Raw genomic sequence first — 25,496 nt, forward strand, 5'->3', positions numbered from 1 at the left:
CTCTATTTAAAAAATGAGAACATCCTACTTCGTAGCGAGCCAGGGCCAAATAAGAGGTTGATGAAAAGCGTTCATCCATGAACTTCATCGACATTCGAACATCCATGTACATCAAAACCCGTTGCAGAGATGCAACGGGTTTTTTGCTATGTGTGATTTAAAAACCTCGCGAGGTAAACTCGCTCCCACTCCCCCACAGCATCAGCACAGCGCAACATGGTGGGAGATGTATGGACTCCTCCCCCTTAACGGGAGAGTACGGTATAAAGATATTGCAAAACACTTTTACCAAATAAGGAGTCCATACATGACACAGTCTAATTTAATTGCTATCGACTTGGCAAAAAACATTTTCCAGGTGGCGCAGCTGAAAGGCAATAAACTCAAGTTTAATAAGCCAATGAAACGCGAACCTATGCTTGAGTTGCTTGCAAAAGCCGAGGGGTCAAAGGTCGTGATGGAAGCTTGTGGTAGCGCCCAGCATATTGCTCGCAAAGCGCTGTCGCTGGGGCATGATGTCATGTTGCTTCCCCCTAAATTTGTTAAAGCGTTTAGGCAAGGCCAAAAAACCGATGCAAATGATGTTCTCGCCATTGCCAGTGCCAGCTAAGCATATAACGTGAAGCCCTGTAAAATCATGACAGTTGAAGAGCAAACGTTGCAGTCATTGAGCCAAGCGAGAACCTTAGTAGATAAACAAAAGACTCAGCTTTCAAATCAAATACGTGGCTTGCTATTAGAGTTTGGTGTTGTCATTAATCAAGGCGATGCAGCGTTAACACAAGCGGTTCCAGATATTTTAGAAGATGCTGAAAATGCGCTCCCCATCGCATTAAAACAAGCACTCGCGGTGAGTTATGACCTATATAAAACACAATGCGACGCTAAAGCACAGCTACATAAACAAGTTGAAGCGATAACCAAGCAAAATGAGAGCTGCCAGCGTTTAATGGCATTAGAAGGTGTTGGCCCAATTACCGCGATAGAGCTGTTATCCTTTTTAGGCAATACCTCACAATTTAGTAATACCAGAGGGGCGGCGGCATGTGCTGGTGTAACACCGACACAGCACTCATCAGGCGGAAAAGCCAAGATAGGCCATATCCCCAAAAGACGAGGCAATACATTAAGGAAAAACCTGTTTCTCGGTGCAAGAACGGTAGTCAGTAGGCTAAAACATAAAGAAGCGACCACAGAGAAAGAACGCTGGATAAAAAATCTACTCACCAAGAAAAGCGTGAAATGTGTTGCCATTGCATTGGCCAACAAAACGGTTAGAACAGCCTATGCCTTACTTAAAAACGGCTCAACATACGAGCCAAAAATCTTAGCGGTGTAGCACTGAGTAACAGAAGAACAAATCAAGATAAATAGAACGTAAAAGCAGAAAGCATACTGAGATTACCCCCAGTATTGAACAAGCCAAGATAGAGCATTGAGCGGTGAGACCCACCCTTGAGAGCCTGTTAAACCGCAGGTGTATACAAATACCGCGTGGGAGAGAAGGCACAAGGGCGCGAATACATCAAAGAGGCCGAGGTAGCACCTCATCAAGAGCCCGGATATAAGCACGCAATCACACCAATAATGCTAAAAATGGCTTGTACAATTGGAGGAGTCCATATAAGGCGGTTTATCCGCAGGCATTCATCCTAAATATTTTATAAAGACACTTTACTCAGTTCATTGAAAACTGTAAATATCGGCGATCCCACTACCTTTTGTGTGAGATCTTCGTTATGATTTTGCTTTTGTTTCACAACTAATTACGAAATGTCAGAACTCTATCATTGGTTTGATCTCTTGGGCGTCATGGTTTTTGCAATTTCGGGAACCTTAATTGCGCATAGTAAACATATGGATGGCTTTGGTGTGATTGTCCTTGCGACTGTAACTGGTATCGGAGGGGGAACATTACGAGACTTGATTTTAGATCAACCTGTTTTTTGGCTTCATGATACTAGCTATATTTACGCTATTTTATTTGCTGTTGCTGTGAGTATATGGTGGCTAAATCGACATCAAAATATTCCAAGAACTGTACTGCAGGTTGCTGATGCCATTGGGCTTGCTTTTTTCGCTGTAATGGGAGTACAAAAGGCTTTAAGTATTGGAATGCCTAATACTACAGCTGTGATCATGGGCGTATTGACTGGGTGTTTTGGTGGAGTCATCAGAGACGTGTTGGCTCGCGAAATCCCCCTTCTTTTAAAAGGAGAGTTATACGCGATCACCTGCATTTTTGGCGGGATAGTCTATACTCAAGCAATTAAATTGGGCATGGTAACAGAATACGTAATGGTATTGTCCATGGCGGCAACCTTGTTATTAAGATTAGCGGCTATGCGATACCACTTGGTGTTACACGTATTTAAATATAAATATTAAGTAAGCAGGAGACATGGATGTCTTTAGCAAGAGTCTTCACTAGAGCACAAGTTGGTATTACTGCACCAGAGGTAATTGTTGAGGTGCACCTTAGCAATGGTTTACCTGCCTTTGGTATTGTTGGCCTACCTGAAACCTCCGTTAAAGAAGCCAAAGAACGCGTCCGTAGTGCACTTGTTAATGCTGGCTTTTTATTTCCAGAACAGCGTATCACAGTAAACTTAGCACCAGCAGACCTACCAAAAGATGGGGGCCGCTTTGACTTTGCAATCGCACTCGGTGTTCTCGTCGCATCAGGACAGTTAGATAGCCATGCTATTACTGATAAAGAATTTTATGGTGAGCTTGCGCTAAACGGTGAGCTTAGGACGGTCACTGCCATTTTACCCTCTGTAATTGCTGCTGCGAAGGAGGGGCGAACTGCTTACTTGCCAATTGGTAACGATGCAGTTGCGAGCCTGGCTGCGGATGCCAATCGTGTTGCTATAGGCTGCTTGCGTACAGCATGGTTAGGTTTAAGCGGCCAGCAATCACTTATGTTTAATCAACTTTACCCAGATGATTTAAATATACAAGCTTCAAGGGGGAGTTTGCTGGACATGGCTGAGGTGAAAGGGCAAGAGGGGGCAAAGCGAGTACTAGAAATAGCCGCGGCAGGTGGGCATAACGTTTTATTTCTTGGTCCTCCTGGTACTGGAAAATCGATGCTTGCTCAGCGCTTACCTACGATAATGCCATTAATGACGGATAATCAGGCGTTAGAAACGGCTTCTATCTATTCCATACTGGGAAAAACCATCAGCCAATCAAACTGGAAAACAAGGCCTTTTAGAGCTCCACATCATACTTGCTCTGCAGTAGCCTTGGTTGGAGGCTCGTCAAACCCTAAGCCTGGGGAGATATCATTGTCAAATAATGGCGTTCTATTTTTGGACGAGTTACCAGAATTTGATAGGAAGGTACTGGATTCATTACGTGAGCCGATGGAAACGGGCATGGTAACGATTTCGCGCGCAGCTCGGCAAGTTGATTACCCTGCAAACTTTCAACTGATCGCAGCATTAAATCCCAGTCCTACAGGTTGTTACACTGACAAAAGAGCGTCTCCAGATCAAGTATTGCGCTATTTGGCTAAGATTTCAGGTCCATTTTTAGACCGAATAGATCTACAGGTAGAATTACCTCGTCTAAAAACAGAAGAGCTACAGTCACAGCATGATGGAGAGTCTAGTGCAATAATAAGAGCTAGGGTGGAGCAGGCCTATAAAACAGCTTTAGCACGTCAGGGAAAATGTAACGACCAACTGAGTGTAAAAGAGCTAAACCATATCTGCTATCTTGCTGATGCTGAAAGTTTATTTCTAGCAAAGGCAGCAGAAAAACTAAAGCTATCACCACGTTCATATCATCGAATAATCAAAGTTGCGCGTACCATAGCGGATCTGAGCTCTACACCTAATATTAGCTTGTCACATTTAAAGGAAGCGCTTAGTTATCGCGCGCTGGAGAGGTTGTTAGGTCAGCTAACACAGTATTAGCTAACGGCACTTCAATAGATAGGGAGTGTATTATTGGTAAAGGTTAAGCTGACAACATATAACCTTTACCGCGAACCGTCACAATGCGTTTTTGCTCTTTTTCATCGCCGAGTTTTTTGCGTAGTCGGCCAACTAAGACATCAACCGTTCTGTCACTTGGGCTCCAATCAGGTTGCCCAATGTCTTCTGAAATACGCTCTCTGGATGTTGCCCTTCCAGCATTGGAAATAAGACAAATCAACACTTTATGCTCTGCTTCGGTAAGTCGAGACTCAATGCCATGTTGATTGATTAAGGTGCGGTTATCAGGGTGTAGTTTAAAGTCTGCATATTCAATAAATTCTTCCGATTCATCGTCTTTATTACCAACTAAACGTTTGTATAAGGCACGCATACGCAGTTCAAGCTCAAGCGTATCAACAGGCTTACAGACGTAGTCATCAGCACCTTGCGCAAGACCTGCGATTCTATCGGCTTGAGAGTCTCGACTAGAAAGCATGATGACACCAAGGTCTGATAAGGTATTAATTTCTTTCGCGAGTTGCAGGCCATCAGTGGCGGGTAAAACAACATCAACAATAGCAAGTGCAAATGGGTTTTGGGTTTGAGCTTGAATAAGCTCAAGCGCAGTAGCACCCGTATTGTCTACAGTGATACTGAACTCGGTATTTTCAAAGTGACTACACAGCCGCTTTGCTAAGAGTTCATCATCTTCAACTAATAAAACCTTTATGCTCATGTTTTCACTGTTAATTGTTGTTTAATTGTCGTAAATATAACACTGAGAGATCGCTGCTTGGAAGTGCATGAAACGAATTCTTACAACTCTGTATCTGGCACGTTAACCTGACAACCTAGTTCGATCAAGGGGAAACCTAGCTTTATTATTAAATTATATACAATGATGTGTTTGATTGCTGCTTCGCTAAACAAAAAGGCGGCACAGAGTGCCGCCTAGCATTGATTACTTACCGTATAGATGTTCCCACCATTGTGGCTCTGCTTTTAAATGCTTGTCGAAATAAGCCAGCATGGTGTTCCACCAATGGAAGCGCTTGTCACGAGCAAAAATTTGATGATCTGCGCCTTTGTATTCGACCAATTCAACATCTTGGCCAAGGATCTTCAATGCGGTATACATATTGTGACTTTCACCTGGCGGCACATTGGTATCCGCGTCACCGTGAATTAACAATAATGGTGTTGTTACTTTGTCTGCATTAAATACCGGGCTATGTTGTGAGTAAAGCGTTGGATTGTTCCAGGGGAAACTTCCTTTTGAGGCCTCGCCAGAATACAAATAACCCCACCAGCCTTGACCCCAGTATGAAGTAATATTAGAAATACCAGCATGTGAGATAGAAGCTGAGAACAAATCAGTTTTTGTTGTCAGCAGCATAGTCATGAAGCCGCCGTAAGAAGCGCCTAAATTACCTAAACGCTTGTCATCAACGAAAGGGTAGGCTTTCACAAACTCTTTGGTACCCATGATGATATCGTTAGCGGTGTGTTCACCCCAAGCATTGACGTGTTCTGCTGAGAACTTCTGACCGAAACCTGTCGCACCTGTTGGTTGCAAGACATAAACAACATAGCCATTTGCTGCCCATAAGTTAAATGGATAACGCCCTGTAAAGCCACGAGTCACTGGAGAAGTGCCGCCGTAATAATAAACGAGTGCTGGGTATTTTTTAGCTTTGTCTAAATCGTGTGGTAGATACACGCGGCCTTTAATCTCCACGCCTTCAGTATTAGTAAAATTAAACTCTTCTAGGTTGGCAATTTCTGCATTCTGGTATGCGATATTTGTTGAGTCCCAGAGCGTTTCAGCTCGCTTATCTGAGGTTGACATGGTTTTTAACTGTTGTGGAGTTGATGCTGTAGTTCCCGTGAATAAGATCTCTGGATTACGTTCACTCGACACAGAATAGTTGGCGACAACATCCAGTCCGGTGTTTAAGCGTTTGAAAGTGGACTTACTTTCGTCGAAGAAGAAAAGCTGTTGACGATCTTGGTCAGTCGCTTTCAGTACCACATCGCCATTATTGAGTACGGTGAAGCTGCCTATGGCTGGGTCAAAGTTTTTACTCAGTGCTTTTACATTGTGGCCTTCGCGATCTATCCAATAAAGTTGGCCGTCATAATTATTCGCGAGCATACCTTCAGGTAAGTTGCGCCCCGTACCTTCTGCAAAATCAGGACCTGCAGTTACATAAATACCATTTTTAGTGTATTGCGCGCCGCTAAACGTACGATACTGACCAATAACACTTTGCTGATTGTTTGATAGATCGATTTCTATTAGCTCTGTCAACATGTGAGGAGGTTGCGCGTAGTCTTGCTTATTACGCGTTGCTAAAACCGTGTTTGCTTGTGCGTCAAAGTCGGCCAAGCTGTGGCTTTGTGCGCCAACGGTCACAGGATTAAGTAGCCCACTTTTGATATCAAGTAAGAAGATTTGTGACTGGGTCCGGGCATATGACCATCTATCTTCTAATCCTTGATAATGTTTAGTCAGTTTGCCTTCTTCTTTGCCGCTGTTGGTCCAAGCAAAAATAAGCGTGTCATTATCAAAAAACTCGATACTATTCGCGCCATTGAGCTTAGTAGCAACTTGAGTACGTTTAAAGGTTTTTAGATCAAGGATGTAAGCTTTATTATCTTTTAAATAAGTGAGTTTGCTGCTGTCATCACGCCATGCAAAGCTAGTTGCACTCATACCATCGAAACTGTAAAGCATATCACCATCTTCATTGTATAAAGCAGTTTCGGTGATTGCTGAATTGCCCTTTTCATCATCGTAGTGGCGGACGGTCGAAATGTAATATTCGCCGTTAGGTGCAAGTGAGATAGCACTCACCGTTGGGGCATCAAACAACTGCTTTGCAGACAGCGCTTTGGTTTGTTTTTCTGTTAGCGTAATAACGTCATGCGCTGCTTCGCCTTCAAAGCTAAGATCAACCTTATTCCAGTCATTTACCTGCTCAGCGATAACGAGGATTTGATGATCGCCTTTGACGACATCAAGCTGAACCTCTTTAACACCGGAGACTGGCTCTCCATTTAGAAATACTTTGGCTTTCTCGATGCCCTCAAGCTTGAGCTTACCTGAAACAAAACGTTCAGTAGTGAAATTAAATTTTAGAGCCTGCAATCCAGGTATCGTTAATTGTGTAGTTTTGTTTAGAGGCTGCCATTTGCTTTCATTATTGAATAGCGTTACCTGTTTGGCGTCTTGTTGTAATGATGGTAGCAGGTTTTCAATAATTGCATCACGATGAGCTGTATCCGCTGGCTTTATTGTTGATTCGCCTGCGATGGGACCCAAAAATTGTATTTTTGATTCGTCTAATGGGCTTGCTGAAAGTTGTGTTGAGACTGCCGTAAATAGTAGAGTGACGGCTGTACGTAATTTCATTTATGTGCGCCTATTGTAGGTAATTATATGATAAAACTATATCATAGTATTTTGAACCGGTTGTATTGCTGCGATAGACGTCCTAAATTTAATAGTCTGTGTTGATGAGCAACATAACGTATGTAGTTAAGCAAACACTTAGCGTTGAATAAAGAGGAGAATTTACTTGGTTTTATTATTAACCTACATGTTTTTGGCAATAGCTATCTCTTTTATCTGTTCGGTGATGGAAGCGGTGCTACTTAGTATTACGCCAAGTCATATAGGGATCTTAAAGCAAGACAATGATGCATTAGCATCGCGAGTTCAACGCCTTAAAGACAATATTGATCAGCCTTTATCTGCCATTCTAACGTTAAACACCGTTGCGCATACCGCCGGTGCTGCAGGGGTTGGCGCACAAGCTGCTGTGGTATTTTCAGATGCAGCTGTTGGTATTGCGTCAGCGGTGATGACGCTACTAGTTTTGGTGCTGTCGGAAATCATTCCAAAGACCTTAGGAGCGACTTATTGGCGCGGATTAACACCTATCGTTTCCAGTGTGTTGGTATGGCTAGTTCGACTATTGAAGCCATTCGTGTGGATGTCGGATCAACTTACAAAAGTGATAGGCCGTAAAGAAGATGAGGCTCACTATATTCGTCAAGAAATCGAAGCGATGGCGGAAATAGGCTCTGAAGCTGGTGCACTGCATCAGGACGAGACTGAAACCATTCGTAGTTTATTACGTTTTCGTCATGCCAAACTAGAAAGCATCATGACACCAAGAACGGTGTTATTTAAGGTGCATAAAGATATGACAGTGCACGAGTATTTGTCTGAGCATGGTTCGGTTGCTTTTTCTCGAGTGTTGGTATTCGATAAAAACACAGATGACATCATCGGCTTTGTACACAAGAATGATATTATGCTTGCTTATCATAGGCTTGGAGAAGAATATAAAATTGGTAAGCTATCTCGCCCTCTTTATACCGTACCGGAAACACTAGCTGCGCCAGAGTTATTCAAAGCGTTACTGGCAAAGCGTCTACACATTGCGCTTGTCATTGATGAATATGGCGATGTACAAGGCATAGTGACATTAGAAGATTTGCTTGAATCATTAATGGGAATGGATATTGTTGATGAGCGAGAGCAAACCACCAATATGCAAGCTGCTGCTAAGCAAAAGTGGCGAGAGCGAGTAGATAATCATGATAATTTGATTGAAGACAGCGACGAAGCTGAAGAAGTGTCTGAAACGCAAAGCCACGGAGAGGAAACATCCTCTCCAGAGGTTAAGGGTTCGAATTAATCATGCGCTGCCAAGAGTGTATCCACCCTACTAGGTCTGTTAGTGGTTTGGGTTTGCTGATTAAAAAACCCTGCATTAATAGGCTATGCTTGTAGCGGTCAAGGTATTGTAGCTCTTCAATCCGCTCTATACCTTCAGCCACTATGTCTAATTGTTGATTTTGTGCGATGTCGATTAAGCTGTCGATAAGTACCTGTGAAAAGCGATCGGATTCCACATGGGTTATCAAAGAGCGGTCGATTTTGATCTCGGTAAACGGCAAAGACTTTAACTGCTGAATATTGGTAAACCCAGTACCAAAGTCGTCTAACGAAATATCAAACCCTCGGATCCGTAAACGGTTCATTGTCTCCAATTGGATAGACTGATTCATTGGTTGGTTTTCAGTAATTTCTAAAATGATATCACTAGGCTTTAAACGGTTTATTTCTAAAATAAGTGCCAATTTATCTGGGCAGCTTAAATCATTTAATTGCACAGGTGATAAATTAAAGGCCATTTTAATTGGATAATTGAGTTCAGATTTGATTGCTTTAAACTCATCCGTTGCCTTTTCAAAAAGCTGGAAAGTAATGATATTGATTAGATCTGTATCTTCGGCCACGCCAATGAAATGGTCCGGTAAAATAACTTGCTCAGTATTTTTAGACACAATACGGGCAAGCACTTCGACACTTTTTATCTTTTTGTCACCACGGTGAACCTTTGGCTGATAGTAAGGCGTAATTTCATTGTGACTAATGGCATGCAAAAGATCGCTTTCGGTCACCTTTTCAATGCGGCTACGTTTAACCGTGGTATATGTCTCCATTTTTTTGAGCATACGCTCGACATCAACCAATTGTACGGGCTTAGAAATATTGCCGATAAGGTGTGCATTGGACTGTCTGGCAAGATTGGTTGCCAGGTCAATAATCTTCTCGTCCATTTCGGAAATAATAATAATGCCGCCAGAAAACCTAAGCTCTCCTAGTTGGCGAATAAACTCCATACCATCCATTTCGGGCATATTGAGATCTGTAAAAATGGCGTCAAATTGATGAGGAGTCTGCCGTATTTTTTCTACAGCATTCACCGCACTTGAGCAGGTTGTGACATGCTCAATGCCAAGCTCAGTCATAATAGCTTGCATTACGACGAGGATCGCGGGTGAATCATCTACTACCATTATCCGATGTTTTGCTAATGACATTAACAATTCCTTCGTATACCTTACCTCCTTAAAGTCTAGTACAAATAATTTAAAGTGCTCAAATCTCAAAACGCTTTAAAAGGTGATTTTTACTCAATTTGAAGCGCAATAATGACACTTTACCTGCATTTTTCTAATTCAGGTTTCGGCAGCACTTTATGAAGCGGACGCTTTTAGCGATAATGCCTCAAATGACCTTTGGATCTGAATATGAATAGAGTCGAGCTTTCGCTAGCGGACAAAGCGGTATCTATCTTTTTTAACCAACAACAAGTAGTACAGCTTTTTGTTGAGCAGCAAGCCATTACCTTTGAAGAGCAACATAATGGCATTTTCGCGACCATTGATGGACAAGCACTGGCGGTAAATACAGAGCAGTTACCTCAGGGATTACTTGGTATTGCAGTAAATGGAGCTGAGCTTCAGTGGCTCGAAGTGAGCACTGAAACACCTAAAGAAAAACGCAGCTTATTTGGTTTGGCAGCATTGGGCTTAAAGTTATTTAAAAGTGCAAAGGTGGTTAAAGCTGCCTTGGCTGGTGCATCCGTGGCAGGATACGCATGGCTATTTTCTTGGCAGTTTGCGCTTATGCTTGTGGCTTGCTTAGTTGTTCATGAATATGGTCACGTTCGGGCTATGCGCTATTTTGGGATTAAAACAAAAGGTATCTATTTGATCCCTTTCGTTGGTGGTCTGGCTGTAAGTGACGATAAGATCACGACCCGCTGGCAAGATGTAGTTATTTCGTTGATGGGACCGGCATTTGGTTTGATAACCTCAATCCTTGGAGTGGTGTTGTATTACGTGACAGAGATGGAAATCTTTGCAGGTGTTGCAGTATTAAGTGCACTGTTGAACTTATTCAATTTACTACCCATTTTGCCGTTAGATGGTGGACATGTTCTAAAAAGCATAAGCTTTTCAATGCGCTCTTGGGTGGGGTTATTGGCGTGTATGGCAGGAGTATTATTCGGCCTTTGGATAAGTTACACCTTTGGCTTAATCCTACTGGTAATATTCATTTTGATTGGTAGTTTTGAAATCCTGATTGAGTGGCGTGGCCGTAATTATAGTCACTTATTACCCCTTGACCGATATGGGCAAGTGGTCAGCGCCATTATGTATATAGTTGTTATTACAGGTCATGTTGCGGTAATGATGCATTTTGCTGATTCAGAGAATCCAATCCTAAGCTTACCAATGAAAATTTTATCAAGTTAATCTGTGTAAGAAGGTGCATTACGCACCTTCTTACAGGGGCAGCAACAATAAAGTTGCGATAATTACACCCGTTACCAGCAATTGTACTAGGCAAAACCCCATAATATCTTTGGCTTTAAGGCCTGCAATTGCAAGTACCGGGAGTGCCCAAAATGGCTGGATCAGGTTAGTCCAAGCATCACCCCATGCAACGGCCATCGCGACTCTGGCTATGTCTGCATTAAGCGCTTCTGCTGCGGGAATGATAATTGGTGCTTGTACCGCCCACTGACCGCCGCCTGAAGGCACAAATATATTTACAAGGCCTGCACTTAAAAAGCTCCACAGCGGTAATGTCCATTGACTGCTAATAGAAACAAATCCTTGAGATATTTGTTGTGCTAGTCCTGTTTCGACCATCATAGCCATGATCCCAGCATAAAAAGGAAACTGGATCACGATACCGGCACCACCTTGAATTGCTTGTTGTAGGCTATTGAGAATATTTGCAGGGGTTTTGTGTAGCAGCATGGCTAAGAACAAAAACAGGGCTATGACGATATTCAATGTCAATGTGCCTGCATTAAAAATAAAGTAAAAGCCCAAGTAGCTAAGACCGATTGCTCCTCCTAACATACCAAGCCATGAGGCATTTTCTAATTTTGCAGCCGGAGTATTGTGGGTACTGATATCATTACTTTGTTCAATGAGCTTTTCTTTATCAACAATAACTGCGTCATCATCTTTGGGAAGCATTAGTTTATTTATAAGTGGTAAAACGATAAAAATACTGAGTACGATGAGTAGGTTAAATGGTGCAAAGATTGTCTCTGAAGTGGTAACAATACCTATGCTCTTTTCACTAAAGTGCCCCGGAGTTGCGATAGTCAGGGGGACTGAGCCTGATAGGCCTGCGTGCCAAACAACAAAACCAGAGTAAGCACTAGCCACTAACAGGCGATAATCAACTTTCACTTTTCGAGCGATGGCCTTTGCGAACAAAGCCCCGACTACTAAGCCAAACCCCCAATTTATCCAGCTGGCGCTCATCGCAACAAAGGTGGTGAGTATAATTGCTTGAGAGGGAGTTTTAGCTAAGCCTGCGATACGGTCTAGCGCTTTCGCTATTGGAGGGGTAACAGCAAGCATGTGACCACATAATAAAACTAACAACATTTGCATCGCAAAAGTAAGCAGCTTCCAAAAGCCATTACCCCATGCCTCAAGCACCATGACAGGCGTTGCTGGAGTAAACAATGTAGCGAGCATCATCACCAAAAAAGTGAGTAAAAGTACAATCACAAATGGATCGGGTAGATACTTGTCGACTAATTTTGTTAGCGGGGTGGTAAACTTGCCAAGCATAAGACATCCTGTTTTCATTATTATTTTATGTAAATCAAAGTGATTGAGTTACGCATCATAATATAGCTAAACTTTAAGCTAAAAGTTAGTGGTTTAGGCTAACTTATAGTGAACAGAAAATAATGAGTTTCATTGGTTTCCTTTAAAATCAAAGTGTTAGGGTTGGCATGAAATCTGATATATTAAAAAGAAAGACTTTAAGTAACTAAGAGAGGTAACTATGTCTGGACAAGGTTCTGGTGGTAATGTAATTGCAGCGATTTGTAACGTCTTTTTCCCTGGCCTTGGTCAGTTGGTTCAAGGTCGTATATTGGCGGCTTTAATCTTCGCAATTGTTGTTGTAGGTGGGTATGCACTGTGGTTTTTATTGGTTCCACCTGTGATTGCAGCCGTTTTCCATTTGTGGGCTATTATTGATGCTGCTAAGTATACGCCGCCTAGGTATTAACGGTTATACCAAAAAGTATAACCACCCAGTCAGGCTGATCATACTCAGCACAGTAGACAGCACAACGGTAGCCGCAAGCGTTGCTTGTTGGCTGTCGAGCTGTCTAGCAACAAGATAGGCATTAACTCCCAGCGGAGAGGCACTCATTAAAGTCACCACCTGAACTTGTTGAGTTGCCAATCCTAAATAAGTGGCAAAGAGATAAACCAATCCCGGTAGTAGTATCAGTTTTACTGCACTTAGCCATATTGCACCCTGTAACTTTCCTCGCACGCCATACTGTACCAAGCTCGCACCCAGAATAAATAGCGCCCCTGGAATGGCGGGTTTTGCCAACCAACTAAAGCTTTCAAGTATTAAGCTTGGTAGCTTTAACCCAACAACGTTTAATATCAAACCACTCGTAATACTTATCACTATTGGGTTTAACAGCAGGGGTTTCACAATATCTACCTTATTTTTGTGTCTTGCTGCCAGTAAAAAAGTCATAAAAAACAGCATCGCACTGTGGAATGTAATAATCATAAATACCATGGCAGCGGCTTGCTCACCGAGTGCCATTAAGATTATCGGTAATCCGACTAACACGGTATTAGAGTAGGTGCCACTTAATGCTAATGCTGCACTGTCTGCTTTCGAGCGATGTTGCGCTTTAAAGAGAAATAGGTATAAGCCTGCATAAGTCAGAGCGACTGGGAGATAAAAGGATAATAACAAGGAGCCCGTCGCGAGGCTTTCCAGATCTGCTTGCACCATACTGCTAAATAACAGCACAGGAATACATAAATTAAAGATAAAAGTACGCAAGCCATCAAGCTGATTGATGGCGATAAAGCCAATCTTTGTACTCAAAAAACCAGAAATAACGATAAAGATGAGAGGAAATAAGATCTCAACAGGCGACATGCGTTGACCAACAATCGAGTGGTTAAAAGGTAATTCTATCAATGAATGCTTAGCGGACGCCACTTAGGTATAATAAAAGAAGGTGATTTAGTTAAGAAGTAAAGATGGAATATCAGTTTATTCGTGACCCACTTTCTGGGTTTCGAGCTCGCTTAAATGACGAGCACGCGTTGATAGGTCGGTGGCTGAGCGAAGAGCTAGCACATGAGCATATTGTCAGTCTGCTGACACAGCTTGAAAACCTGCCAAATCAAAAAGAAGAGCTTGTGTTGGCTGGAAAAGAGATCCGCGCCACGTTCACGCCGCAAGAAGCATTATTTGAAAGCCACGCTTTGTTTCATGAAAGTGATGACATAGCACAATATCAAGAAGACGCACTGGCTTTAGATGAATCGGGTATGATGGCGGTGTGTGGCTATGAAGACTTTTTACCCATGCTGGTAGAGTGGGCTGAATTTACCAAAGCTAAATAACCTGAGCTGCGGATAATTAATGCCTTTCTAGCAGCCAGTTTTAGCGCTAACTGCGTTGAATTCACTTCTAATAGCCAGCTATTGGTGCGTAAATTCGCCTTGCCTACAGGATGTAGGTACCTTAGCGAGAGCAGGACGCGGAAGCGGAGTTATCCCCAAAACTCTCTGGCTAGATAAGAAGATAGTTTAAGGTGATTAAAAAACAGTGAGTTAGTCCATTCCTTATCCAAACCTCAGGTTAAATAAGTTCTGTGGGGGCTGTTATCTTTTATGCTTGAGTTCAACAGCCCCTGAAGTATAGAGATAGCTTATTTGGGCGTACCATAGAGCTGCTCTGCTCTATTAAATAACACCCATGAAGTGAGTATATACTTATCATTAGAAACTGGAATATTACCTCTATGTGTATGTGTAAAATACCCTGGTGCTATCACCATAGAACCTTTTACTGGGGCAATTTTACGCTGCTGATAATAAAACTCGGTCTCGCCACCTTCCTCGACATCATTAAGGTAGAACATAAATAACAGCACTCGGTGTAAGGCTTCATTATGGTCATGTTGAGGGTAGACTTCGCTGTGCCAGTAGGGGTAGCCGCCTTTATTTATTTGATAGCGTTGAGCTTGGATAGCGCCTAAACGAAATAGCTGTTGAGCAAGGACCGGGAGTTGTGGCTTGCCTACTTCTTCAAAGTTATCCACAGTGAGATCGACAGGTTCACCAGTTTTGGGGTGATACACTTTAAGTCCAAATGCACCGATGATCATAAAGAAATGTTCTTCAAGGTACTCAAATAAGTGCTTTGCCGTAACCTGTTGAATGTGTTGTAACTGTTTGGCATAGTCAGGATAGGAATTTAAATAAAGGTCGTGACTGACTTTTTTACTCAAGTCGACACCACCAGATGTAGTCCCCTGTTTTAAATGTGGACTTTGATCGAAGGTCTTTACGAATTCATCGCAAAAGTCTGAACTGAGTGCGTTATCGTAAACGCGAATAAAATCACTCATGTTTTTCCCTAGTTTTTATTGGAGTTATTATGCTGTCTGAAAAGCTTATGCCGCGTTTTTGCGACACAGATGTGCTTGGACATATCAACAATACCGTACTCCCTGTGTGGTTTGAAGCCGCGCGCACACCTATTTTCAAAATATTTACACCAGATTTAAATCCAAAAGAGTGGAAATTGATTGTTGCCAAAGTCGAAGTCACCTTTAAAGGGGAGCTATTTTATGGTCAGGAAGTCGAAATAAAAACGGCTGTTGAACATATCGGCAACAGCTCATTTGTGATTTTGCAGCAGGCTTGGCAGCATGGAGAATGCTGTGCTGAAGGTAAAACCATTATGGTGCGATATGACTTTGCGGTTAAGCAATCTCAACCGCTGAGTCAGCAAGAGCGCGATGCGCTAGGCACTTTTATGGTTGCTGCGGCTTAAACTGGTGACCAATTGCCGCTGAAATACAAGGCTTTACTGTATAGGTGTAGCCGTATTCCGCGGCGTTATCCGGCATGATCTCTAAGATCTCATAATCGTTTAATTCAACAATATTACTGCCTTCGCTATGTTCACAGCGTGAGTTTCCGTCAGACTCAAAGCGAAAGATAAAGTAAGCCAATATTTGGTTAAGCACATCGTTATAGTTTTTGCCTTGCTCATGTAAATCTGGGTTAGAATCGTTATTAATAGATACCGTTAACGACTCCGGCTCATCTGCAGTGGACTGTGCTTCATTTTGTTGTGGAGTATCACCACTCATGTCGGCCACTTGTGGTTGAGTTTCCGATGCTCCTTCGTTTTCTTCTTCGGAGTTTGCTGAGCGTGATTCTTTCGCGTTGGCATGGAAAGAAATTCCGTCCTCATCTATTTTGAAATCAGAAGAAAACCCAGTAAATGCGGTTGAAGCACCTGATTTAGCGATGCCGAGCACCAAGAAAGCCAATAAAACAAAACACATGATCAACCTGATGATTGCTGTTGTTGCTGGATAACGATAGTGGTTCTGATGCCAAAAAGGCTTTATACGTAATGGTTTAAGCAGGAAAAGTACAACGACATAGCATGTCATAAAGAGTTGCGCGAGAATCAACAAGAAGGTACTGGTAATAAAAAACCAAGTAGGTAACGATAACAACACACTCAAATTATGTGTGTAAGGGAAATTATCCGTGCTGACCCCAGTTAAATCATTGATACGGCCATCAGCTTGCACTAACACAAAGTTAGCGATAAAGGCATAAAATAACAGTATCAGTGCTTTACCTGGCACACTTTCCCAAAAGGTCATGATCCTTGGCCAGAATTCATAACATAGCGCCGTTACTGTGGTTATTAAGATCAAAAAAGCGGTGAAGTTATCATCTTCAGTTTCACTCAAGCTGAACATAAAAATGATAAAACTAACTAAATAATAGCGTTGAGCCAGTGTTAGGCTTTGCCAAAATTGGCCGATGGAAAAGCGCAGCCTTGCTAGGTACGCGGTTAAGTTTTTTGGCGCGAGAAGTTGATGCATAATAAATGAATTTGTAATTATTATGCACCAATAATAGAGACTTTTAGAAATTAAGACAATAAGGGCTTAAGGTACTTACCTGTATGCGAAGCTGCAAAGTTAGCCACCGTTTCAGGCGTACCTGAGACGAGTATTTGACCACCTCCAGCTCCCCCCTCTGGACCTAAGTCTACAATCCAGTCTGCGGTTTTGATGACATCTAGATTGTGCTCGATAACCAACACTGTATTACCATGATCGCGCAAACGATGTAATACCGCGAGTAGCTGTTGAATATCATGGAAGTGCAGACCTGTGGTTGGCTCATCGAGAATGTAGAGTGTTTTGCCGGTATCTCGTTTTGATAGTTCACGAGCGAGCTTAACACGTTGCGCTTCACCACCGGACAAAGTCGTGGCGGCTTGCCCTAAACGAATGTAGGAGAGGCCAACGTCCATTAAAGTTTGTAGTTTGCGATTGATTGCGGGAATCTTATCAAAAAATTCCCGGGCGTCCTCAACTGTCATTTCCAACACTTCGTGGATATTTTTACCTTTATACAGTACTTCCAGTGTTTCACGGTTATAGCGCTTACCAGTACAGACATCGCAAGGAACATAGACATCCGGCAGGAAGTGCATCTCAACCTTGATAACTCCATCGCCTTGACAGGCTTCACAGCGACCGCCTTTAACGTTAAAACTAAAGCGGCCAACCTTATAACCGCGTGAACGCGATTCTTGTGTTCCTGCAAATAATTCGCGGATAGCGGTAAAGATCCCTGTATAAGTTGCTGGGTTTGAACGTGGTGTGCGACCGATAGGACTTTGATCAATATCGATAACTTTATCAAAGTGATCTAGCCCATGAACTGATTCATATGGTGCAGCTTCTTGCGTTGTTGCACCGTTTAATTCCTGATGGGCAAGCTTGAATAGGGTGTCATTAATGAGGGTAGATTTACCCGAACCAGATACCCCAGTTACGCAGGTCATGAGACCAACAGGCACTTTTAAGTCGACACTTTTTAGGTTGTTGCCCGTTGCGCCTTTCAGCTCAAGCCACTTGTCATCACATTGATGACGTTGCGCTGGAACTTCAATGCATTTCTCGCCACTGAGATATTGACCAGTTAATGAGTCTTTACTTTGCATTATCTCATCGCGAGTTCCCTCAGCGACGACATAGCCGCCGTGTACGCCGGCGCCTGGACCTATATCTATGATGTGATCGGCTGCACGAATGGCATCTTCGTCGTGCTCTACCACAATCACGGTGTTGCCAAGATCTCTTAAGTGCGTGAGTGTTTTAAGTAAACGGTCGTTATCGCGCTGATGTAGACCAATTGAAGGCTCATCCAGTACGTACATTACCCCCACGAGACCGGCGCCAATTTGGCTTGCAAGACGGATCCGCTGAGCTTCACCGCCAGATAAAGTATCAGCACTACGCTCCAAAGAGAGGTAGTTTAGGCCTACATTGATCAAGAAAGATAAACGGTCGCGGATCTCTTTGAGTATTTTGTCCGCAATTTGTGCTTTTTGGCCTGTGAGTGCTAAGTCGATAAAAAATTGACTGGCTTCGCCGATACTCATCGTTGTTACAGTTGGCAGGTTGGTCGAGCCGATAAACACATGGCGAGCTTCTTCGCGCAGTCGTGAGCCATGGCAACTTGGACACGCTTGGCTGGTTTGATATTTGGCAAGCTCTTCTCTTACTGAACTTGACTCCGTTTCCCGATAACGGCGATTCATGTTGTTTAACACGCCTTCGAACTCGTGATTGCGGGTGATAAGATCGCCTCTGTCATTACGATACTTAAACGCGATTTTAGTTTTGCCTGAGCCTTCTAAAACCACTTTTTGAAATTTACTCGGCAGATCCTGAAATGGCGTTTCTAAATCAAATCCATATTGCTCGGCAACCGAACTTAGCATCTGAAAATAGTAAAAACTGCGTTTATCCCACCCTTTGATTGCACCGCCAGACAAGCTTAGTTCTGGGTTTTGCACTACACGTTTGGGATCAAAATACTGGTTTACCCCCAAACCATCACAGCTTTGGCACGCACCTGCGGGGTTATTGAAAGAAAACAGTCGTGGTTCAAGTTCGCTCATGGCATAGCCACAAGTTGGACAGGCAAAGTTGGCCGAGAAGATCAGTTCGTTTGCGTCGCTATCATCCATATAGGCGATTTGCGCAATGCCATCAGCCAAATCAAGCGCGGTTTCAAAAGATTCGGCTAACCGCTGCTCAAGCCCTGCTTTAACTTTGAAACGATCCACCACGACTTCTATGGTATGTTTTTTCTGTAACTCTAGCGTTGGTGGATCTGAGAGATCGCACACCTCGCCATCAATACGTGCACGAATAAAACCTTGGCTCGCAAGCTCTTCTAGCAGTTTTACGTGCTCACCTTTACGGTTTTTCACCACCGGTGCAAGCAGCATGAGTTTGCTACCCTCGGGTAGCGCCAACACAGTATCAACCATTTGGCTGATGGTTTGTGCGGCTAACGGTAAATCATGCGTAGGGCATCTCGGTTCACCCACTCGGGCAAAGAGTAACCTTAAATAGTCGTATATTTCGGTAATGGTTCCCACGGTTGAGCGTGGGTTATGAGAAGTCGACTTCTGTTCAATGGAAATCGCGGGAGACAAGCCCTCAATGTGATCCACATCTGGTTTTTCCATCAGCGATAAAAACTGCCTCGCGTACGCAGACAAAGACTCAACATAACGACGCTGGCCTTCTGCGTATAAGGTGTCAAATGCTAAAGACGACTTCCCTGAGCCAGAAAGACCCGTGATCACTATCAACTTGTCTCTTGGAATGGTGAGTGAAATGTCTTTTAAATTGTGGGTGCGGGCACCCCTAACTTCTATTTTATCCATACGACCCTTGTGTTTTTTCGTGCGCTGTACTGAGTACGCGATACTAATCCACTAAATTGAAACCTGGATCAGTCAAAGCATGATGTGAAGTGAACAGATTACCGCATCCCGAATACAAAATTAAGTTATCTCTGCTAAACGAACTAAACTTATTAAACCGATCAACTTGGGATATTGATTTTGTATCGACTTTTATTGCTTTTGGCGCTGCTTTGCCAAAATGTCTTCGCCTGTGAGCTGGTGGTACGGTTTGAGAATTATGCTGCGCAGTCTAAGTTAAATGACGACCTTGTTTGGCACGGTATGGATGTTGATTTCGCTAAAGCCTTGTTGGATGAAGCAGGGTGTAGCTATCGTTTCGTAAGTATTCCTTGGGGTCGGGCGCTGAAGCTTTTAGAGGAGGGCGATATCGATCTTATTTTGAGCGTCACAAAAACACCGGTACGTGAACAGTTTGCGCATTTTATTGGTCCTCAACGAATGGAAACGATTGTTTTTGCAATGAACTCAGGCGAGCCTCATCAGCTTGACTCACTTGAGTCGTTATTCCACCTGTCAAAGCCCATCGCTATTCAGCGTAATGCTTATTACGGTGAGGCGTTTACAGCTCGCCTTGCGCGTCGTACCGACAGTGAAACACAATTTATTTATGTACCCGACAATCAGGTAAAATTGAATTTGCTCAAAAAAGGACGGATAGCAGGGTTTTTAGAAGAAAAATTCAACATCCTGTATCAAAGTAAAAATAACCCTGATTTTGAAAAGTTTGCGATTAGCCCGTTGGTTATTAACGAAAACCCAGTATATTTTGCCTTTAGCAAGGCACGCACCTCGAGCGAGCGTTTGCAGCGTTTGAGTCAAGCATTTGAACGGGTTAAACGTAGCGGAAAATTAGATCAGATCACGGCCAAGTACGGCACCAACTAGCGCTTTTTTCTCTCGAAGTAAGCCGTTCAAAATCATGATGGTAACAATCGCATTGCAAAGATCCGTTCGCGCTAGTGTAAGTTAAGAAAAGAGTTTGTTAAACTTGCGCGTGATTTTCGATAGTGATGAATACCGCCTTATGTCTAATGACTCTTTAAATCCAACTGAAAAGCGCGCCGCGATTTCTCTTGCTGGCGTTTTCGCTTTCCGCATGCTTGGTTTGTTCATGCTGATGCCTGTGTTAGCTGTTTACGGCCAGTCTTTACAGGATGTCTCGCCACTGTGGATTGGTTTGGCTATTGGTGCTTATGGTTTGACTCAAGCTGTACTCCAGATACCTATGGGTTGGTTGTCTGATAAGTTCGGTCGTAAGCCAATCATCATTGGTGGGTTGTTGGTATTTGCATTAGGATCCGTTATCGCGGCATTAGCGGATTCAATCTATTGGGTGACATTTGGTAGAGCCCTACAGGGCATGGGCGCGATTGCAAGTGCTTTACTTGCGCTTGCTGCGGATTTGAGCCGTGACGAGCAGCGTCCGAAGGTAATGGCGGTCATTGGCATGTGCATTGGTATGAGCTTTGCTGTAGCCATGTTATTAGGACCAATGATTGCAGCGTCTTTTGGTATCGAAGGGATCTTCTGGCTGACGGCGGTATTGGCAATTGTAGGTATCGCTATCATTACCTTTATGGTGCCAAATGCGGTAAATAAAGCCCCAAAAGGTGACACAATAGCAAGCTTTGCAGATATTCGTCGCTTGGTGCAAAACCCACAGTTACTGAGGCTCGATCTTGGGGTGTTGCTATTGCATTTGACGCTGACTACAATTTTTGTAGCCTTGCCAGGCCAGTTGATCCGTGATGGTCTTGCTGCAGATAGGCACTGGCAACTCTATATTCCGGTATTTTTACTCGCCTTTATTTTGATGGCACCGATGATGATAGTGGCAATCCGCAAACAAAAAGAAAAGCAGACATTCTTGCTGTCTATTGCAATGCTAGTGGTAAGCTCAGTTACTTTGTATTGCTTTGTAGATTCACTGTGGATGATCGCAGGTGCAATGCTGGTCTATTTTATTGCCTTTAATTTTCTCGAAGCAACTATGCCTGCGTTGGTTTCTCGCATAGCTCCAGCAAACCAAAAGGGATCGGCGATGGGAGTATTTTCATCTGGCCAGTTTCTAGGTGCATTTATAGGTGGTGCTTTGGGTGGTATCTTGGCACAAAATTTTGCGGTCGATACGATATTTGCCGCGACGGCCATTATTGGGGTAATATGGTTTGTTATCGCATGGGGCATGCAAGTGCCACCTAAGAGCAAAGCGATCAGCTTAGTTTCTGCTGTAGAAAATGAGCAACAAGCGACGGAATTGGCAGACCAATTGGTTTCATTACCTGGGGTACTTGAGGCCACGGTAGTGAGAGATGAGAATCGTAGCTACCTAAAAGTAGATGATAAAATTTTTGATTTGAAGCAAGCCAAGCAAGTGCTGGGCTTGTCATAGTGTGAGGAGACAATGCCATGGCACGTGGTGTTAATAAAGTAATTTTGGTAGGTAATCTGGGCCAAGATCCTGAAGTTCGCTATATGCCAAACGGTAACGGCGTGGCTAACATCAGCATTGCAACTACGGATAGCTGGAAAGATAAAAACACCGGTCAATTGCAAGAGCGCACAGAATGGCACCGTGTGGTGTTGTTTGGCAAACTTGCGGAAGTTGCGGGTGAGTATTTAAGAAAAGGCTCGCAGGTTTACATTGAAGGTCGTCTACAGACTCGTAAGTGGACAGATCAAAGCGGCCAAGAAAAGTACACAACGGAAATCGTGGTGGACATGGGTGGCCAAATGCAAATGCTAGGTGGCCGTGGCGAGCAGCAGGGTCAAGGTGGCGGCCAGTACCAAGGTGGTCAACAGCAGCAAAATAATTATGGCCAGCAAAGCTATAATCAAGCGCCTCAGCAGCAATATTCGCAGCCACAGCAAAGCCAGTCAAACCAGCAGCAAGGTGGATTCGCACCACAGCAATCGCAACAGAATTCTCAGCAGTCTTCTGGATTCGGTGGCCAGTCTCAAGGTGGCTTTGCACCACAACAGAACCAAAACAATGGTCAATCAGGTGGTAGCTCAAATCCTATGGAGCCACCAATTGACTTTGATGATGACATTCCGTTCTAAACGGTGGTATAGCATCTAAGAAAACCCTAGCATCATGCTGGGGTTTTTGTTTTTAGTGGTATAAATATCTCTAAGAGAATAGTGAAGAGTAAGCTTAGATAAAGCTTACCATCTTGTACGATTATTAAACTTAACGCATTTCTAGTTTTGGCTCAGTTGCTTATCCTTTCTGTACAATTAAAAGCCGCATCTCGCTTGAGTTTTGCACTATTTTGAACAACACTTCAGTTATCTTTCCACCCAATAAAAACATTATGCCAATTCAGCTGTTAGATGGATTTCGTCGTCAGTATCAAAAAAAGCTAGTCGCGGTAAGTTTGACGGTGTTGTTGTGTCTAAATCTCCTTCTTAATCATTTACTACACCTTCAGGTTCACACGCAAGGCGAAGAAGCCGCGGCTGAAATTTCTCAGCTATCAGCTGAAGCTTTTGCTACGGGAGTAAGTGAAATAGCTACGAAGTATGGTTTTTCGTTGTTACCTGTTGCGAATGCAGAAGAGCACCAATTTGTTGCCAATGACCAAACCGTTACCTTGTACCATGAATCTATATGGATAAGTCATGGATATATATTGATATTTTTCAATTTATTGTCGATTGGGCTGGTGTTATTCGTACACCGGTGGTGGTTTTTATACGGTAAGGCTGAGTCGACTTCACATGCGCAGAAGCCTGTGGCTTTACCAGCCCCCGCTCCAGAAGGGCAGTATGCATTATTTGCGTTAATCCATTGGCAGTGCAGTACGCCTAAAGAAGTTGATCTGCAGTTACATTTTCAGCTTGCGCTGGTTAAAGGCGTTGGAGAGTTTGGGACTGTGGCAGTTAAATATCTGGCTTCAGGGGCATTAGCCGTGACAGTAAAGCAGATTGGGGCGACTAAAGGTATGGATTTGGTAAAGCAAATGCACGAAATCGTTTATCGAGTGCTGTTAGAGTTTCGGGGGGATTTATCTCGCAGCAAAGTGAAACTTGGCGCTTGTTTTTATCAGGAAAATAAACAACAGACACAGGTTTATCAGAGCGCAAAATCAGCGCTCTCAATTGCGCAAAATCAAGTGTGGCAACATACTCATCTAGTGCATCTTACAGAGTTATTGGCAAAACGCCTTAACGAAGACGGTGAAGCTTTGCTGAGTTATTTGAAAGCCGGACAGTTTTCCTTATTCTTCCAGCCGTTGTTCGACTTTTTAGCCGAAGACGTAATTGTAAGCGAAGCGCTACTAAGAGTGACTCACAAAGAAATGGGGCGAATTTCGGCCAAGCAGGTGATGCAACACCTTTATACTCCAGAGCAATTTCAGTTTCTGGATAGAGCGATAGTGAAGCAGGTGTTGTCTGTTTATGAGCAGGAAAGGAGTTTTGGTAAGGTAAGCATTAACTTACATATTTCGAGTTGGGTGGATAGTCAGTTTATTGAGTGGCTCGAGGGGCAGCTAATTGCGTCTCATAGCGGGGCGGCAATTGGGTTTGAACTTAGCATAGAAGAGGTCTATCAACATGGAGAACGTTTGCTAGCGGCTTTTGATAGGTTGAATCGACTTGGGTGCGATATTTATTTGGATAACGTTACACAAGCTCTTACGCTAGGGCGCACACCGCTTGCCGAGTTGGTAAAAGCTATCAAGCTCAGCTGCGAGCTGGTACACGGCATTGAAAAGTCTGCGTATCGTAAACGCACAGTTAAGCAAATAGTCGCTCAAGCAAGAAGCTTGGGTATTCCCGTGTATGCAGTGGGGGTTGAAACCGTTGCTGAATTGAGTTGTATCAAAGGGCTTGGAGTGAAAGGGGCCCAAGGGCATTATTTTTCCGCACCGTTACAACAGCTCGCTGATATTCACTAAAACGCTAACCGCATGAGCTGATTAGGCCGACTTTTTATTAGTCAAATATCTCAAACCATCTAATCCTTGTAAGCCGCCGGTATGGATTGCGGTGATCACACTGCCTCTTTTGAAGTATCCTTGTTGAGCCAAAGTGAAAATGGCGTAAAACAGTTTACCAGTATAAATAGGCTCAAGAGGCAAACGATATTTTACCTTCATTTCATGACAAAAACTCAGCAATTCAGGTGTAGTCTTGGCGTAACCTCCGTGGTGAAAATCATGGAGTAGCTGCCATGGCGCGCAGCGCTGAATTGTGATTAATTCATGTATCTCCTGTGCTAGGTATTCAGCACCTCTTAGTACCGTAACGCCTAGAACCTGCGTGTGATTAGGTAATCCCGAGATTAGTCCTGCCACTGTGCCGCCACTACCTACAGCCATCATGACATAATCACTTTGAGGCAAGGAATGCGCTAACTCTTCAACGCCTTGCAGTGCAAGTGCATTAGTGCCGCCTTCTGGTATAAGATAAGCATTATTAAACTTGGCTTGCAGAGTTTGAATGTATTCAGGCTGATTTCTTTGCCGATATTCGACTCGACTCACGGGATGAAGTGTTAGCCCGCAAGCGCTTGCCATTTTTAGCGTTGGATTGCGCCAGTCAATCTCTGGGCCTCTAACAATTAAGTGACCTTTGATTGCGAAAAGTTTGCACGCCATGCTAGTAGCATATAAGTGATTGGAAAACGCCCCGCCAAAAGTGACTAACTCTTCAAGGCCAGCTTGCTTTAGGTGGAGTATATTGTATTTTAGCTTACGCCATTTGTTTCCTTGGATCACCGGGTGGAGCAAGTCATCACGCTTAACCTGCAACGTTAAACCGTATTTTTCCAATGTCGGGTGGTGAATAGTTTGGATCGGTGACTCGGCGATATTGGTGATGGTTTGCATGATGAAATC

Annotated in this window: 22 protein-coding genes; 13 read left to right on the forward strand and 9 right to left on the reverse strand. The window is 43.4% G+C overall.

All coding sequences use genetic code 11. The features are described 5' to 3' along the window. Positions 1 to 307 precede the first annotated feature (307 nt). From L3V43_RS08725 to L3V43_RS08740, 4 genes are all read left to right on the forward strand, one after another. A complete protein-coding gene (locus tag L3V43_RS08725) occupies positions 308 to 610 on the forward strand; it encodes a hypothetical protein (protein ID WP_237116398.1) in 303 nt (100 codons plus the stop codon). 9 nt (positions 611 to 619) lie between these two features. Then, positions 620 to 1,339 carry an IS110 family transposase gene (locus L3V43_RS08730; RefSeq protein ID WP_237116399.1) on the forward strand — a complete coding sequence of 240 codons (720 nt, stop codon included), beginning with the start codon at positions 620 to 622 and terminating at the stop codon, positions 1,337 to 1,339. 434 nt (positions 1,340 to 1,773) lie between these two features. Then, positions 1,774 to 2,388, forward strand: coding sequence for a trimeric intracellular cation channel family protein (locus tag L3V43_RS08735; protein WP_235366710.1), 615 nt, complete (start codon positions 1,774 to 1,776; stop codon positions 2,386 to 2,388). A gap of 17 nt (positions 2,389 to 2,405) precedes the next feature. Further along, positions 2,406 to 3,926, forward strand: coding sequence for a YifB family Mg chelatase-like AAA ATPase (locus tag L3V43_RS08740; RefSeq protein ID WP_010605962.1), 1,521 nt, complete (start codon positions 2,406 to 2,408; stop codon positions 3,924 to 3,926). A gap of 43 nt (positions 3,927 to 3,969) precedes the next feature. Here L3V43_RS08740 and L3V43_RS08745 read toward each other — a convergent pair whose 3' ends face one another. Further along, a complete protein-coding gene (locus L3V43_RS08745) occupies positions 3,970 to 4,665 on the reverse strand; it encodes a response regulator transcription factor (protein ID WP_010605961.1) in 696 nt (231 codons plus the stop codon). 225 nt (positions 4,666 to 4,890) lie between these two features. Next, a complete protein-coding gene (locus L3V43_RS08750) occupies positions 4,891 to 7,344 on the reverse strand; it encodes a prolyl oligopeptidase family serine peptidase (RefSeq protein ID WP_237116400.1) in 2,454 nt (817 codons plus the stop codon). A gap of 166 nt (positions 7,345 to 7,510) precedes the next feature. Here L3V43_RS08750 and L3V43_RS08755 point away from each other — a divergent pair, with 166 nt between their 5' ends. Further along, a complete protein-coding gene (locus L3V43_RS08755) occupies positions 7,511 to 8,638 on the forward strand; it encodes a hemolysin family protein (protein ID WP_199539671.1) in 1,128 nt (375 codons plus the stop codon). On the opposite strand, the gene L3V43_RS08760 is transcribed toward L3V43_RS08755, so the two are convergent. Continuing rightward, complete coding sequence (locus L3V43_RS08760) at positions 8,622 to 9,830, reverse strand: EAL domain-containing response regulator (RefSeq protein WP_102055961.1); 1,209 nt, start codon at positions 9,828 to 9,830, stop codon at positions 8,622 to 8,624. The genes L3V43_RS08755 and L3V43_RS08760 overlap by 17 nt on opposite strands. Positions 9,831 to 10,040: 210 nt before the next feature. Here L3V43_RS08760 and L3V43_RS08765 point away from each other — a divergent pair, with 210 nt between their 5' ends. Beyond that, positions 10,041 to 11,051, forward strand: a complete 1,011-nt coding sequence (locus L3V43_RS08765) for a site-2 protease family protein (RefSeq protein ID WP_237116401.1) — start codon at positions 10,041 to 10,043, stop codon at positions 11,049 to 11,051. Between the two features lie 30 nt (positions 11,052 to 11,081). Here L3V43_RS08765 and L3V43_RS08770 read toward each other — a convergent pair whose 3' ends face one another. Beyond that, entirely contained in the window at positions 11,082 to 12,395 is a 1,314-nt protein-coding gene (locus L3V43_RS08770) for a TIGR00366 family protein (protein ID WP_237116402.1), read from the reverse strand. A 220-nt stretch (positions 12,396 to 12,615) separates the two neighbouring features. Here L3V43_RS08770 and L3V43_RS08775 point away from each other — a divergent pair, with 220 nt between their 5' ends. After that, positions 12,616 to 12,843, forward strand: coding sequence for a hypothetical protein (locus L3V43_RS08775; protein ID WP_010376621.1), 228 nt, complete (start codon positions 12,616 to 12,618; stop codon positions 12,841 to 12,843). 3 nt (positions 12,844 to 12,846) lie between these two features. Here the strand turns inward: L3V43_RS08775 and L3V43_RS08780 are convergent, their stop codons facing one another. After that, the gene (locus L3V43_RS08780) at positions 12,847 to 13,791 is read right to left on the reverse strand and encodes an AEC family transporter (protein ID WP_237116403.1); all 945 of its coding nucleotides are present in this window, start codon (positions 13,789 to 13,791) and stop codon (positions 12,847 to 12,849) included. Between the two features lie 62 nt (positions 13,792 to 13,853). Here L3V43_RS08780 and L3V43_RS08785 point away from each other — a divergent pair, with 62 nt between their 5' ends. Next, complete coding sequence (locus L3V43_RS08785) at positions 13,854 to 14,222, forward strand: YacL family protein (protein WP_095728903.1); 369 nt, start codon at positions 13,854 to 13,856, stop codon at positions 14,220 to 14,222. A 308-nt stretch (positions 14,223 to 14,530) separates the two neighbouring features. Here the strand turns inward: L3V43_RS08785 and L3V43_RS08790 are convergent, their stop codons facing one another. Further along, a complete protein-coding gene (locus L3V43_RS08790) occupies positions 14,531 to 15,232 on the reverse strand; it encodes a 2OG-Fe(II) oxygenase (RefSeq protein WP_088531994.1) in 702 nt (233 codons plus the stop codon). Positions 15,233 to 15,261: 29 nt separating this feature from the next. Here L3V43_RS08790 and L3V43_RS08795 point away from each other — a divergent pair, with 29 nt between their 5' ends. Further along, the gene (locus tag L3V43_RS08795; RefSeq protein ID WP_010605953.1) at positions 15,262 to 15,660 is read left to right on the forward strand and encodes a thioesterase family protein; all 399 of its coding nucleotides are present in this window, start codon (positions 15,262 to 15,264) and stop codon (positions 15,658 to 15,660) included. Here the strand turns inward: L3V43_RS08795 and L3V43_RS08800 are convergent. Continuing rightward, positions 15,641 to 16,735, reverse strand: a complete 1,095-nt coding sequence (locus tag L3V43_RS08800) for a hypothetical protein (protein ID WP_237116404.1) — start codon at positions 16,733 to 16,735, stop codon at positions 15,641 to 15,643. The two genes, L3V43_RS08795 and L3V43_RS08800, sit on opposite strands and share 20 nt — an antisense overlap. 50 nt (positions 16,736 to 16,785) lie before the next feature. Next, positions 16,786 to 19,608, reverse strand: coding sequence for an excinuclease ABC subunit UvrA (gene uvrA / locus L3V43_RS08805; RefSeq protein ID WP_237116405.1), 2,823 nt, complete (start codon positions 19,606 to 19,608; stop codon positions 16,786 to 16,788). 180 nt (positions 19,609 to 19,788) lie between these two features. On the opposite strand from uvrA, the gene L3V43_RS08810 reads away from it, so the two are divergent. The 4 genes from L3V43_RS08810 (at position 19,789) to L3V43_RS08825 (ending at position 24,554) form a co-directional block, all read left to right on the forward strand. Continuing rightward, positions 19,789 to 20,535: a transporter substrate-binding domain-containing protein gene (locus L3V43_RS08810; protein WP_010605950.1), complete on the forward strand. Its 747-nt coding sequence runs from the start codon at positions 19,789 to 19,791 to the stop codon at positions 20,533 to 20,535. A 139-nt stretch (positions 20,536 to 20,674) separates the two neighbouring features. Next, the gene (locus tag L3V43_RS08815) at positions 20,675 to 22,042 is read left to right on the forward strand and encodes an MFS transporter (RefSeq protein WP_102057836.1); all 1,368 of its coding nucleotides are present in this window, start codon (positions 20,675 to 20,677) and stop codon (positions 22,040 to 22,042) included. A gap of 17 nt (positions 22,043 to 22,059) precedes the next feature. Beyond that, a complete protein-coding gene (gene ssb / locus L3V43_RS08820) occupies positions 22,060 to 22,713 on the forward strand; it encodes a single-stranded DNA-binding protein (RefSeq protein ID WP_010376633.1) in 654 nt (217 codons plus the stop codon). 254 nt (positions 22,714 to 22,967) lie between these two features. Next, positions 22,968 to 24,554 (forward strand): EAL domain-containing protein, encoded by a 1,587-nt coding sequence (locus L3V43_RS08825; RefSeq protein ID WP_237116406.1) that lies wholly within the window; start codon positions 22,968 to 22,970, stop codon positions 24,552 to 24,554. A gap of 21 nt (positions 24,555 to 24,575) precedes the next feature. Here L3V43_RS08825 and L3V43_RS08830 read toward each other — a convergent pair whose 3' ends face one another. Continuing rightward, a complete protein-coding gene (locus L3V43_RS08830; RefSeq protein WP_237116407.1) occupies positions 24,576 to 25,487 on the reverse strand; it encodes a pyridoxal-phosphate dependent enzyme in 912 nt (303 codons plus the stop codon). Positions 25,488 to 25,496 lie beyond the last annotated feature (9 nt).

Origin of the sequence: Pseudoalteromonas sp. L23, from assembly GCF_021728455.1 — a bacterium.
In the GTDB taxonomy this organism is placed as follows: domain Bacteria; phylum Pseudomonadota; class Gammaproteobacteria; order Enterobacterales; family Alteromonadaceae; genus Pseudoalteromonas.